Below are 13,374 nucleotides of genomic sequence, written 5' to 3'. Positions count from 1 at the left end.
CGCCTCATCCTTTCCTGCCCATTCCGAAACGGAAATTGACGGTGAAGATGCGGGTGTTCAGCCAGATGGCGACGAGAATGATGGCGCCGGTGACGATCTGGGTGAAGAACGGCGATATGTGCATCAGGATCAGGCCGTTGCCGATGACGGCGATGGTCAGCGTGCCGAGCACCGTGCCGAGGATGGTGCCGCGCCCGCCCATCAACGACGTTCCGCCGAGAACGACGGCTGCAATCACCTGCAGCTCGAAACCGACGGCGGCATTGGACGAACCGGAGCCGAGCCGAGCGGCAATCAGCAGGCCGGCGACCGCGCAGGCGATACCGGAGATGATGTAGACCGAGGCGATGATCCATTTGGCGGGCATGCCGACACGCCGTGCCGCTTCCATGTTGGAACCAACCGCCACGACTTGCCGGCCATATTTCGTCGCTGTGATAATCACATAGCCGAGCGCGGCAATGACGATGGCGATGACCGCCGGGATCGGGAATCCGAAAATTTCACTGCGGCCGAGCGCGAAGAAACCAGGCGCATCCTTGATCGGGATGGAATAACCCTGGGTCAGATAGAGCGCCAGGCCGCGCAGGATCGAGAGGCCGGCAAGCGTGACGATGAAGGCCGGAATGCCCTGATAGGCGACGAACCAGCCCTGGACCAGTCCCATGAAGGCGCCGAGCACCAGCATGCCGATGACCACGGTCGGCCAGGGAATTCCCATCGCCATGACGATTGCCGCAACCGCATTGACGAGCGCGACCTGCGAGCCGACGGAGAGATCGATACCGCCGGTGATGATGACAAAGGTCATGGCGATGGCGACGATCAGGATGGGGGCGGCCTGTCGGACGACATTCAGGATGTTGCCGAGTGTGAAGAAGGTCTCGCTGCCGATCGAGAAGAAGATCATGCAGGCCAGGAAGAAGATGGCGATCGACAGCACCTGCGCATGTTCGCCGAAGAAATCGGCCGCACGCGAGCCGCGGCCGCGTTCCGTGTAAGCCGTCATTGCCTGGCTCCTTCACCGACGATCAAATGGACGAGATCCTCGAGGTTGGTGCTGCCGATCTGCCGCTCGGCCACCTTCGTGCCCTCATACATCACCGCGATGCGGTCGCAGACCCGGAAGAGATCCTGGAGCCGGTGGGTGATGAGGATCACCGAGACCCCGTTTGCCTTGACGCGGTTGATCAGCGATAGCACCGCCTCGACCTCCGCGACGGCAAGCGCCGATGTCGGCTCATCCATGATCAGCACCTTCGGCTTAAAGGAGGCCGCGCGCGCAATGGCGATCGCCTGACGCTGCCCGCCGGAGAGCTGAGCGACCTTGCCCGTCAGCCTGGGTATGCGGATCTCCAGCGAATCCAGCATCTTGCGGGCTTCGGACAGCATCGTCCGGGTATCGAGAAACGGCCCGCGGCTGAGTTCGCGGCCGAGGAAGAGATTGCCGACGACATCGATGTGATCGCAAAGGCTGAGATCCTGGAACACCATTTCGATGTTCCGACCGCGCGCATCCGCGGGGCCGGAGAAGCGAACCTCCTCGCCTTCCATGGTGATCGTGCCGGCATCGGGAATATAGGTTCCTGAGATGATTTTCGTCAGTGTCGACTTTCCGGCGGCGTTATCGCCGACGAGGCCCAGGCATTCACCGGGGAAGATATCGAGGTCGACGCCGCGCAGCGCCTGATGTGAGCCGAAGGACTTGCGGATACCGCGCAGCGAGATGCGCGGGTCGGATCGGGTGCCGCCGGATGTTCCGATTCCGGAGGGCGCGACCCCTCCGGAACCGGCGGCAGCGAGATGATGCTGTCCGCTTTCGATCATTTGAAGACGGCCCGGTACGGTTCGACATTCTCCTTGGTCACGATGGTAATCGGCACCGAGATCGTCTTCGTGACGGCCTCGCCGGCCGAGGCCTTCACCAGCGCGTCGACGGCGGCACCGCCCATCGCGGCCGGATCCTGCTGGACGACGGCGACGACGAAGCCGGCATCGATGCCGGCAATGGCTTCGGCAGTCAGATCCCAGCCGAATACCTTGATCTTGTCCTGCTTTCCTTGGCTCTGGACAGCGGCGATCGCCCCCATCAGCGCCGGCTCGCCAGTGGCGTAGATCGCCGTCAGGTCAGGATTGGCGGTAATCAGGTTCTCAGCCGCCGCAAGGGCGTTGTCCTGGATGTTCTGCCCATCGACGACGCCAGCCATCTCGATGCCGTCGACGCCTTTCAGGGTCTTCTCAAAGCCGTCTTGGCGGATGTTCTGGATGAACGAGTTCAGTGCGCCGACGACGCCGAGCTTGGCTTTGCCGCCCATGTTCGCCTTGACGTAGTCGAGAAAGTATTTGCCCATGTCGGCACCAGCCGCCGCATTGTCGACGCCGATCTGCGCCTTCTGCGGCCCTTCCGGCAGAATGGCGTCGATGGCAACGACAGGAATGCCGGCGTCGGCCGCCTGCTTGACGGCCGGCATGATGCCGTTGACGTCGATCGCCACGACGGCAAGACCGGAGACCTTTTCCTGGACGTAGGTTTCGATCGCGCTGTTCTGCGCGGTCGTCTCGTTGTTGGCGTTGAAGATCACCAGTTTGACGCCGGCGGCGTCGGCCGCCTTCTGGGCGCCCGCATTCATCTGGTTGAAGAAAAGCGCCTGCTGATTGATCTGCACCAGTGCGACGGTCTTCTTTTCCTGTGCCTGGGCGCCGGACAGGCCAATGAAGGTCAACGCGGTGAAGCCGGCGGCTGCGATCATCGTTCGTCTTGTCAAATTCAGTGTCATGTTCTCATCCTCTTTTGGTTTTGACGTTGCTTTTCTTATTTCGCGGGCGGCGCAACGGAGTTCCGTACCACGATTTCGACAGGCACCAGCTCCTCCGAAGCGGATGGTTTCCACTCGTGCCAATTGGTTTCCAGAAGCAGCTCCAGCGACCGCCTTCCGATCTGACGCACCGGCTGACGGATGGCGGTCAGCGGCGGTGCAAAAAGATGAAGCGGACCGACATCGTCGAAGCCGATGACCGAGATGTCAGCAGGGATCGAGACGCCCCGGCTTCTGAAGACCTCGACCAGGCCGATGGCGATCTCGTCGGAGCTGGCGAAGATCGCCGTCGCGTTTCGGTCTCCCGAGAGATATTCCAGCGCGGCTGCACGGCCGTATTCGATGGTATATTCGCCGGCGTAGCGATCGGCCCTGGCCATTTCGCCATGCCGTTCCTTAAGTGCCTTCAGCAGGCCGTCATAACGTCTGCGGGCGCTGATCATACGCTCGTCGCCGCCGATGAACAGCACATGCCGATGGCCCTGCTCGGCCAGGTGCCGGCCGGCGAGATAACCGCCCTGCTCGTTGTCGCAGAACAGCTTCGGCGCCTTCGAATCGGGAATGTCCTCATCGACGATGATGACCTTGCCGGTGCCGTTGATCAGCGTGGCAAGCGCGCCGTCGTCGGGGTGATTGGTGACGAAGATCAGGCCGTCGACGTGATTGCGCTCGATCAGCTGCAGATATTCGATCTCGCGCCCTGGCCGGTTGAGCGTGGCATGCAGCGAGACGGCGAGCTTCTTTTCATCGGCCGCCTGTTCGACGGCGGCGACGAGGGTCGCGAAGAAAGGGTTGGCGATATCGGGCACGACCAGACCGATCGTGTCCGAGCGCCCCCGGCTCAGCCGGCGCGCATGCGGGTTCGGCCGGTAGTTCAGCGTCTTGATCGCATCTTCGATGCGCTTCTTGGTCTGGAAGGGAAGATCGAGGCTGCCGTTGACGAAACGCGACACGGTCGTGACCGACACGCCGGCGGCGGCCGCAACGTCCTTCAAGCTTGGTGTCGTTCCCTTGGCCATTGGCTGGACCTATTGTAAAGCGGTTTAGTAAAGCGCTTTACAAGACAATATCGATTGCTTGTCTTTGTCAACAGCGATGAATCTGCGGGATGTGTTTTTCTATAAACCGATCGGAGCTCGATCGGACGGCTCAGACGTTCGTCGGGACGCGCTTGTGGCGCAGCCAGCCTCGGGCGGTCTGTCCGAGACCCTGCCCGAGGCTGTCGCCCACGTTCGATTTATGACAAATCCGAACCAGCAGGCTGCGTGGCTGCCTTTATATGACGTGGTCCGTCGATGCATCGAAGAGATGGATCTGGGCCGGATCGATCGAAAGCCCGATCCTATCTCCTGTTTTCACCCTGTCGCGGCGCGTCTCGACGATCGTCAGTTCCGGCTGGGTCTCCGCGACGATGAAGGTCGACGATCCGGTCGATTCGACGAAGGCGATCGGCACATCGAAACTGCCATGCCCGGGCTCGACGACGCCGATATGTTCCGGCCGGATGCCGGCGACGAGTTTGCGCCCCGGCTCGATGGCGCGGGTGATCGCAAGCGTCTGCTTCACAGCGCCGAAATCCAGGATCAAGCTGTTGCCGTCTTCGGCGCCGATCGCCGGAATGAAATTCATGGCCGGTGAGCCGATGAAGCCGGCGACGAACCGGTTCAGCGGCCGGTCGTAGAGGTCCAGCGGCGCGCCTTGCTGTTCGATGATGCCGTCACGCATCACCACCACATGGTCGGCCATCGTCATCGCTTCGACCTGATCGTGCGTGACGTAGACGAAGGTTGCGTTCAGCCGGTCGTGCAGCGATCGGATTTCCTTGCGCATGTGGACGCGCAGCGCCGCATCGAGATTGGACAACGGCTCGTCGAACAGGAAGGCCTTCGGATGGCGGATGATGGCGCGGCTCATGGCGACGCGCTGGCGCTGGCCGCCGGAAAGTTCGCGGGGATAGCGCTTCAGCAGATGCGACAGACCGGTTGTTGCCGCCACGTCCTCGGCCGCTTTCTTGGCCTCGGCCTTGGCAATGCCGCGGATGCGCAGGCTATAGGTCAGGTTCTCTTCCACCGTCATATGCGGATAAAGCGCATAAGACTGAAACACCATGGCGACATCGCGCTTGCGTGGGGGCACGCCGTTCATCAACTCGCCGGCGATCCTCAAGTCGCCGGTCGAGATGCTTTCGAGGCCGGCGAGCGAGCGCAGCAGCGTGGACTTGCCGCAGCCCGAAGGGCCGACGAGCGCGACGAAAGTTCCCTTGGCAATCGACAGGTCGATGTTCTTCAGGGCGTGGAAGGCGCCGTAATATTTATTGACGCCTCTGAGCTCGATCTGCGTGGTCATTTGAGGGCTCCAGAGGTGAGGCCGGATACGATGCGGCGCTGCAAGAGAACGAAGATGGCAAGGATCGGCGTCACATACATCGTGGCGTAGGCCATGATGTTGTTCCACTCGTTGGTGTTCGGCCCCATGAAGGAATTGAGGCCGACGCTTGCCGGTTGAAGGTCGACCGCCTGGATCATCGATTTCGAATAGACGAATTCGCCAAAGGCCTGCATGAAGATCAGGATGGCGCTGACCAGAATGCCGTTGCGGGCGAGCGGCAGCACGATGTTGAAAAAGGCGCCGACGCGCGAATTGCCATCGACGAGGGCCGCCTCCTCCAGTTCCTGGGGAACGCTCATGAAGGTGGCGCGAACCAGGATGACGAAGAAGGGCATGCTCTTGGCCGCGACCGCGATGATGACGGCGAGCCGCGGATAGGACAGCATGCCGATCTGCGAGAAGCCGACGAAGATCGGCGTGATCATCAGCGAGGCAGGCAGGACCTGCAGCATCAGGATCAGGAACAGACCGATGTCCACCCAGACATTGCGGTATCTGGCGAGCACATAGGCGCAACCGACCCCCAGCAGCGCGATGAGCGCCATGGAGCCGAGAGCGATGACCAACGAGTTCCAGAGATAGCGGCCCATGTCGCGGCTTTCCCAGACAGTGGCGTAGGTGCCCCATTGGGGTACTGCCGGCCAGAAGCTCGGCGGCGTCGCAAACATCTCCGAGCCGCTTTTCAGCGCGGTGATGTACATCCAGTAGAGGGGAAAGAGATAGATCGCCGCCATGACGATCGATATCGCCAGCATCAGGCGGTCGCGGTTCGTCGTAATCATCCGCGCACCTCGTGGCGTGTGGACCGGACGTAGACGACGGACGCGAACATGACGAAGACGATCATGATGACGGAGATCGTCGCGCCCTTGGCGAAGTCGTATTGCCGGAAGGAGAGATCCCAGGCCCAGTATTGCGTCACGTTCGACGAATTGTTCGGCCCGCCCGAGGTGATCGCGGCAAAGAGATCGAACTGCTGCAGGGTGAAGATCAGGCCGAGCGAGATGATGGCGCCGATGGTTGAGCGCATCATCGGCAGCGTGATCGTCCAGAAGCGCTGCCAGACATTGGCGCCGTCGAGTTCGGCCGCTTCGTAAAGATCGGCGGGAATGCCGGCAAGGCCGACAGAAAGCAGGATCATGTTGAACGAGGTGCCGAGCCAGACATTGGCGATGATCACTGCATAAAGCGAATAATGCGGGTCCGAGCGCCAGAAAATATTGCTGGAGATAATGCCGCTTTCCTTGAGAATGAAATTCAGCACGCCGAAATCACCAGAGAGAATCCAATTCCAGATGGCGCCGACGACGAGACCGGGCATCACCCAGGAGACGAGGAACAGGCCGCGCATCCACGAGGCGCCGGGAAAATTGACCCAGAAGAACAGCGCCAGGCCGAAGCCGATCAGGAATTGCCCGGCAATGGAGCCGGTGACGAAGATGACGGTGTTATAGAGGATCGGCAGCGTTTCCGGCTGCGCGAAGAGTTCGGTATAATTCTTGAAGCCGACGAAAGGACGCGAGAAGGTCCCGAGGCTGAACATGTCGACCTCCTGGAAACTCATCACCACATTGTAGATGAGCGGCAGTCCCGCCATCAGGAACAGAAAGCCGAGCGGGAAAGCGACGAGCACGATATCGAAACCGCGGCCGTCCCTGACGCTCATCAGGATACTCTTCATGCGTCCTCCGATGTTCCGAACGGGGCCGCCTGGCGCATGATGCGGAAGACGGCCCCTGCCGGGAGGAAAGAGTTGGATGGCATGTGCCATCGGTGAATTCTCTTCTCCCCGCTGGGGAGAAGGGGGAGCCAGCGGCGCCCCCGGCCCTGCGCTTTCGCTCCGGGCGTTCGTCACTGCAATCGATTTACTGGATCGATTGCTTCGGCTGCGCCGAACCGTTCCTCACCCAAGTACCGCCTTGATCTTGTCGGCTGCCTGGTCGAGTGCGTCCTTCGGGCTCATCTGGCCGGTCAGCGCCGCCTGGATGGCGTCCTGGATCGCCTTGGAGATCTTCGGCCATTGCGGATGCGGGCCGCGCGGCTTGGCGTATTTCAGCTGTTCGAGGAACACCTTGAGGGCGGCATCCTTCAGCGGCTGGCCGGTCTCGGGGATCGAGATGTCGGAACGGGCCGGAAGCTGGCCGAAATTCTTGAACATCTTGTCGTCCTGCGAGGCGAAATATTCGAGCGCCTTGAAGGCTTCGGCCGGATGCTTGCTGGTGGCAAAGATCGCCCAGTTGAAATCGCCCATGGCCGATGAACGTTCAGCCCCTTCCTTTGGAACCGGAAGCAAGGTGACGCCCCAGTCGAATTTCGCTTCCTGCGTCATGCGGTCGAGTTCCCAGGGACCCGAGATCACCATTGCCGCATTGCCTGAGTTGAAAGTACCGGTCGAATCCCACTGGCCGCGTGTCAACGTATCGGGAGAAGCGAGCTTCTCGTCCATGATCGTCTTCCAGATCCCGAGCGCCTTCACCGCGCCGTCGGCATTGATGTGCTCATAGCTGCCGCCGCCCATCTGAGCCCAGGGAAGGAACTGGAAGGTGCCCTCCTCATTGGCCTTGGCCGAGAAGGCCAGACCATAGACGTTCTTGGCGGGGTCCGTCAGCTTGCGCGCATCCTCGACCAGTTCATCCCAGGTCTGCGGCGGCTTGTTCGGGTCGAGGCCCTTGGCCTTGAACATGTCCTTGTTGTAGTAGAGCGCGATCGTGTTGGTCGCCTTCGGCACGCCGAAATACTTGCCGTCCCATTCCACCGATTTCAGCGGTCCGGGGAAATAATTATCCGGCTTGATGACGGTCGACTTGGCGATCATGTCGGTAAGGTCGAGGAAGGCGCCGCGCGACGAGAACAGCGCATGCTCCGGATTATCGACGGCGATGATATCGGGTGCCTGGCCGGTGGCGTAGGCGCGCATCGCCTCGGTGACGACGTCGTCGAACTGGATCAGCCGATACTCGATCTTGATGCCGTTGTTCTGGGCGTTGAACTCCTTGACGAGGTTCGGCGCCGGCTGGGTGTCCTTATCCAGCGACCAGAGCGTCAGGGTGACGTCCTCTGCCTTGGCCGAAAGGCCAAACAGCGAGACGCCTGCAAGCGCCAGAGCGCCGAGAATTGCATATTTACGGATAGCCATGGTTCTCCTCCTTTGTGGTTATCCCCGTTTCCGGCAATTCCTCCTTGCCGGCAACGATATCATCAGACCGGGTCGACGACGAATTCGCCGCCCCGGGCATGCTTGAGGTGGTTCAGCGCATAGACCTGACCGGTCATTTCAAGCGCGTCGCGATAGACCGGGTCGTGCCAGCCTTCGATATCGATCGAACCGGACCAGCCGGCCAGGCGCAGCTCGGAAATGATGTCGGTCCAGTTGCTGTCGCCGAAGCCCGGCGTGCGCATGAAGACGAATTTCTCCTTGCCGAAGATTCCGTGTTCCTTGATGACCTCCCAGCGGATGGTCGCGTCCTTGCCGTGGACGTGGAAGAACTTGTGCGCCCATTTGCGGATCTGCGGCAACGGGTCGATCAGATAGACCATCTGATGGCACGGTTCCCATTCCAGCCCGATATTGTCGTCCGGCGTCTCGTTGAACATCAGTTCCCAGGCATCGGGATTGTGGGCGATGTTCCAGTCGCCGCTTGCCCAGTTGCCGTCCATGGCGCAATTCTCGAAGGCGATCTTGATGCCTTTGTCGGCCGCCCGTTTGGCGAGCTCGCTCCAGATCTGCTTGTAGCGAGCCAGGCTGTCGGTCAGCGGTTTGCCGCGGATGCGGCCGGTGAAGCCGGCAACGCAAGATGCGCCGAAATGATGGGCATTGTCGATGCAGTCTTTCCAGCCCTGCAGCGTCTCCAAGTCGATTGCTGTCTCTTCCAGCGGATTGCCGAACATGCCGAGCGTCGAGATGGTGATGTCGCGGTCACCGATCGTATCGAGGCAGCGCTTGCCGAGCTCGGAAAGGTCCTGGCCTTTGGTCGTCTGCCAGAAGAAGGGTTCGAAGCTTTCGAAGCCCATGTCGGCGATCTCGCCGATGCGCTGGGCGGTATCGCCCTTATTGCCGCTGACCATGGTGCCGATGCGAATGGATTTTGCAGGGTTGCTCACGTCACTTGATCCTATGCTGAAATTTCGATGCGCTTGCCGGTCTTGGCGCTTTCGATCGCACCGAAGACCATGGCGAGGCTTCTGATATTGTCGGAGTTGACCGTTTCGGGCCGTTTGCCGGTGCGGATCGCCCCCATGAAATCGGCGATGACGCTGGCGTGGCCGTGGGTTTCCTCGTCATGCTCCGGACCGGGAACGTTTACGGCAGCGTGCCCACGTAAAAGGCCTGGCTCTTCGCCGGCGATGGTCGCCTTGAAACTCTCTTCGCCATCCCAGGCGAGCATTCCCTTCGAGCCGACGAGGCGCCACTGGCTTTCCCAGCTGGTGCGCTCGCCTTCGGCGCACCAGGAGCCGCGATAGGTAAAGACGATATCGTCGGAAAATTCGAAGATAGCATTGGCCGAAGCGCCGTGCCGGTACCACGACCCCTTCGGATTGCGCTCGACGCAATAGACAGCGAGCGGCTTCCTGTCGGCAACGTAACGGGCGGCATCGAACGTGTGGATCGCCATGTCGAGAAGCAGGACATTGCCCATTTCCTCGCGGAAGCCACCGAAATGCGGCGCCAGGAAGAAGTCGCAATGGATTCCGGTGAGCTCGCCGATCGCGCCGCTGTCGACGAAGCGGCGCAGGCGCCTGATGCCCGAGATAAAACGGCGGTTTTGGATGACCGCATGGATGCGGCCCGTTTCTGCGGCGAGATCGATCAGCGCAGCCCCTTCGGCGAGTGACGCGGCCATCGGCTTTTCGCTCAGCACATGGCAGCCGGCCTTGAGCGCCGTCGAAACGACATCGTAACGGGCGGATGGAATGACGATGTCGAAGACCAGATCGGCCTTGGTCGCAGCGATGACCTCAGACAGGTCCGAACCGATCACAGCGCCCTTAAGTCCGAACTCGGCGGCGAGCTTTTCCGCCGTCTCCCGGTTGAGATCGACGAGGCCGACGATGGCTATGGATTCGGCCAGTTGAGGGTTGGAAGCGATGGCGCGCAACCAACCTTTTGACATAGCTCCGCACCCGCACAGAATGGCACTAAATTTCACGATTTCCTCCAGGGAATGGCGCCAACTCTCCTCGTGACACGCACTCCGTAAACGTTTACGAATGGTGGCGGAAACACTTTGCGATGTCAATAGACGCCAAATGCGAAATTTCGGACCTAGATCCGAATGGATCTAAATCAGAGAAGGAGAGCAGGATGTCGTCCGAAAACCGCGCAGAGTTTTCGGCGTCATGCTCTAGGGACAATCAACAGCGATGACGGGCATTCGCGAGCTTGCCGAACAGTTGGATATTTCGATCGGCACGGTCTCCCGGGCGCTGAATGGAAAGTCCGATGTCAACGAGGAAACGCGGCGGCGCGTGCTGGCAGCAGCCGAGGAACTCGGCTACGTCGCCAACCAGTCGGGACGGAGCCTCAGGCAAGGGGAGACGAAGGTTATCGGGTTGATGATCGAATCCAGCACCGAGGCGGTCGAAAATGCCGACAACTTCTTCCTCGGCGTCACCAGCGGCTTACAGAGCGTCTTTGCCCGCCACAAGCTCGACCTTATCATGCTGCCCTGCCCCAGTGATGAGGATCCGCATGAATATCTCAAGCGCATGGTGGCGCGGCGCATCGTCGACGCGATGATCATCTCGGAAACCCAGCGCATCGACCGGCGCATCGACCTTCTCGCGCGCGCAAAGATCCCCTTTGTCGCGCTCGGCCGCAGCCTTTCGGCAAGCCACTCCGCATGGATCGATCTCGATTTCGAAGGTGTCGCCAACCGTGCCATCGAACGGCTGATCGCGCGCGGCCATCGCCGGATTGCGATCACTGCGCCGTCGAGTGAGGTCAATCTCGGATATGTCTTTCTCGATGGTTATCGCCGCGCGCTCGAGCGGCACGATATTCCTTTTGATCCGGCGCTCGTCATCCGCGTTAAATCGAGCGAACAGGGCGGCTATCAGGCAGCCCATGAACTGCTTCTGCTCGAAGAGCGGCCGACGGCTGTCATCCTCATTTATGAGCTGATGGCGATCGGTCTTTACCGCCGCCTGATGGAATCGGGCGTCATGCCGGGCCGCGACCTTGCGGTGATCGGCTTCCGTGACGCCCCGCGCGCAAGGTTCCTGCAGCCGTCGCTCAGCTGTTTCCGCATGTCGCTTTACGATCTCGGCGTCGAACTCGGCCGGACGCTTCTCGCCAACATGCCGGCCTATCAAGATTTCTATCCAGGTGACGGCCGCAACATCATCTGGCCCCTCGAACTGATCGTGGGCGAAAGTGACCTGTTCGATCCCAGGATAGGCGAAAAGCAATTCGAGCCCCAGCGCTTGAGCTTCGACAACAGGACCGTCGAGTTCTGATGGTACTGCTGGTCGACACCGAATCGTTTCCGCCGCGCGAAGGGTCGAGTGGCCTCCAGCGACGCCTCATGCGCTGGCCGTGAAGAACCGGTTCTCCGGCCGGGGCAAGCCGAGATGCTCGCGCAGCGTTGTGCCTTCGTATTCGCTGCGGAATAGGCCGCGGCGCTGCAACTCGGGAACCAACCGGTCGGTGACGTCGAGGAGTCCCTGCGGCAAATAGGGGAAGACGATATTGAAGCCGTCCGAACCTTCCTCTTCCAGCCAGCGCTCCATCTCGCCGGCGATGCTGGACGGCGTACCGACGAAGGCAAGGCCGGCGTAACCGCCATAGCGTTGCGCCAGCTGCCGCACGGTCAGATTTTCTTCCGCCGCAAGTCTCAGCACCTGTGCGCGGCCGGTCTTGCTGGCATTGGTGTCTGGAATATCGGTGGGCAGCGGTGCATCGGGATCGAAGCCGGAAGCGTCATGGCCGAGCGCGATCGAAAGCGAGGCAATGGCGCTGTCGTAATGCACCAGGCTGTCGAGGGTGGCGCGTTTGGCGCGTGCCTCGTCGATGCTGTCGCCGACGATCACGAAGGCGGCGGGTAGGATCTTCAGGTGGTCGCGGTTGCGGCCGATAGCTGCCATGCGGCCCTTGATATCGTCATAGAGCGCCTTGCCGGCGGCAAGATCACGCGGTGAACAGAAGACCATCTCGGCGGTCTCGGCGGCAAGCTGGCGGCCGGGATCCGACTGGCCGGCCTGGACGATGACAGGCCAGCCCTGCGGCGGGCGGGCAATATTGAGCGGCCCACGCACGCTGAGTTCCTCGCCCCTGTGGCCGAGCACATGCATCTTATCAGGATCGAAGAACAGGCCGCTTTCCCGGTCGCGGATGAAGGCATCGTCGGCGAAACTGTCCCAGAGCCCGGTCACGACATCGTAGAATTCCCGAGCGCGATGATACCGCTCGCCATGTTCCACATGTTCGTCGAGGCCGAAATTGAGCGCCGCGTCGGGGTTCGACGTGGTGACGATATTCCAGCCGGCGCGACCGCCGCTGATGTGGTCGAGCGAGGCGAAACGGCGGGCGATGTGATAGGGCTCGTCGAATGTGGTGGAAGCAGTGGCGACGAGACCGATGCGCTCCGTCACCGCCGCCAGCGCCGAGAGCAGCGTGAAGGGCTCGAAGGAGGTGACGGTGTGGCTGCGCCTGAGCGCCTCGACCGGCATGTTGAGCACGGCAAGATGATCAGCCATGAAGAAGGCGTCGAATTTTGCCCGTTCCAGCGCGTGAGCGAAGGACTTCAGATGGGCGAAACTGAAATTGGCGTCGGGATAGGAACCGGGATAACGCCATGCGCCGGTATGCAGACTGACGGGACGCATGAAGGCGCCGAGGCGCAACTGCCGTGGACGAGTCATGATTTTCCTCATGGATCGGGCAAGGCGGCCGCCTGCCCCGCATTGGGCGGTTTGCTTCGGTGATTGCGGTGAAGCATCGGATATCGGTTTAAGTAGGAGGTAGCCGAATTCAAATCGAGGCCGGCCGCGGTAATTTCCGGGGGTAATTTTATTGCTACTCCGGCCGCGTTTTCGCGCGAACCCGACTGGAACATTAATCAGGGCGGCGACCGAGTGCCAATAAGCAAACACTTTTTATTTTCTATCACATCTATAGAATTTGTACTCTTATCTCCGCGCTCGATTTCTTTCACCGATAGGCTCGTCAGAA

The 13,374-nt window shown here is 60.9% G+C and carries 12 protein-coding genes; 1 reads left to right on the top strand and 11 read right to left on the bottom strand.

Features of this window, described 5'->3' with window-relative positions:
* Positions 1-4: 4 nt before the first annotated feature.
* The 10 genes from RCCGE510_RS31910 to RCCGE510_RS31865 form a co-directional block, all read right to left on the bottom strand.
* The gene (locus RCCGE510_RS31910) at positions 5-1,009 is read right to left on the bottom strand and encodes an ABC transporter permease (RefSeq protein ID WP_007637380.1); all 1,005 of its coding nucleotides are present in this window, start codon (positions 1,007-1,009) and stop codon (positions 5-7) included.
* On the bottom strand, positions 1,006-1,827 hold the full coding sequence (locus RCCGE510_RS31905) for an ATP-binding cassette domain-containing protein (protein WP_007637379.1): 822 nt from the start codon (positions 1,825-1,827) through the stop codon (positions 1,006-1,008). The genes RCCGE510_RS31910 and RCCGE510_RS31905 overlap by 4 nt, the downstream gene beginning before the upstream one ends.
* Entirely contained in the window at positions 1,824-2,777 is a 954-nt protein-coding gene (locus RCCGE510_RS31900; protein WP_037080621.1) for a substrate-binding domain-containing protein, read from the bottom strand. Before RCCGE510_RS31900 ends, RCCGE510_RS31905 begins: the two co-directional genes overlap by 4 nt.
* 35 nt (positions 2,778-2,812) lie before the next feature.
* Complete coding sequence (locus RCCGE510_RS31895) at positions 2,813-3,835, bottom strand: LacI family DNA-binding transcriptional regulator (RefSeq protein ID WP_007637377.1); 1,023 nt, start codon at positions 3,833-3,835, stop codon at positions 2,813-2,815.
* 256 nt (positions 3,836-4,091) lie between these two features.
* A complete protein-coding gene (locus RCCGE510_RS31890; RefSeq protein WP_007637376.1) occupies positions 4,092-5,162 on the bottom strand; it encodes an ABC transporter ATP-binding protein in 1,071 nt (356 codons plus the stop codon).
* Positions 5,159-5,986 carry a carbohydrate ABC transporter permease gene (locus tag RCCGE510_RS31885; protein WP_007637374.1) on the bottom strand — a complete coding sequence of 276 codons (828 nt, stop codon included), beginning with the start codon at positions 5,984-5,986 and terminating at the stop codon, positions 5,159-5,161. Before RCCGE510_RS31885 ends, RCCGE510_RS31890 begins: the two co-directional genes overlap by 4 nt.
* Entirely contained in the window at positions 5,983-6,885 is a 903-nt protein-coding gene (locus RCCGE510_RS31880; RefSeq protein ID WP_007637372.1) for a sugar ABC transporter permease, read from the bottom strand. The genes RCCGE510_RS31885 and RCCGE510_RS31880 overlap by 4 nt, the downstream gene beginning before the upstream one ends.
* Positions 6,886-7,107: 222 nt before the next feature.
* Positions 7,108-8,340 (bottom strand): sugar ABC transporter substrate-binding protein, encoded by a 1,233-nt coding sequence (locus tag RCCGE510_RS31875; protein ID WP_007637371.1) that lies wholly within the window; start codon positions 8,338-8,340, stop codon positions 7,108-7,110.
* A gap of 62 nt (positions 8,341-8,402) precedes the next feature.
* The gene (locus RCCGE510_RS31870) at positions 8,403-9,305 is read right to left on the bottom strand and encodes a sugar phosphate isomerase/epimerase (RefSeq protein WP_007637368.1); all 903 of its coding nucleotides are present in this window, start codon (positions 9,303-9,305) and stop codon (positions 8,403-8,405) included.
* Between the two features lie 11 nt (positions 9,306-9,316).
* Positions 9,317-10,351, bottom strand: a complete 1,035-nt coding sequence (locus RCCGE510_RS31865; protein WP_007637367.1) for a Gfo/Idh/MocA family oxidoreductase — start codon at positions 10,349-10,351, stop codon at positions 9,317-9,319.
* Positions 10,352-10,565: 214 nt separating this feature from the next.
* On the opposite strand from RCCGE510_RS31865, the gene RCCGE510_RS31860 reads away from it, so the two are divergent.
* Complete coding sequence (locus tag RCCGE510_RS31860) at positions 10,566-11,660, top strand: substrate-binding domain-containing protein (protein ID WP_007637363.1); 1,095 nt, start codon at positions 10,566-10,568, stop codon at positions 11,658-11,660.
* A 66-nt stretch (positions 11,661-11,726) separates the two neighbouring features.
* Here RCCGE510_RS31860 and RCCGE510_RS31855 read toward each other — a convergent pair whose 3' ends face one another.
* Positions 11,727-13,064 carry an LLM class flavin-dependent oxidoreductase gene (locus RCCGE510_RS31855; protein WP_007637360.1) on the bottom strand — a complete coding sequence of 446 codons (1,338 nt, stop codon included), beginning with the start codon at positions 13,062-13,064 and terminating at the stop codon, positions 11,727-11,729.
* Between the last annotated feature and the right edge of the window lie 310 nt (positions 13,065-13,374).

The sequence above is a fragment of the Rhizobium sp. CCGE 510 genome (assembly GCF_000292525.1).
Classification (GTDB): domain Bacteria; phylum Pseudomonadota; class Alphaproteobacteria; order Rhizobiales; family Rhizobiaceae; genus Rhizobium.
Note: the sequence above shows the minus strand (reverse complement) of the source record. Positions and strands in the feature narration are given on the sequence as shown.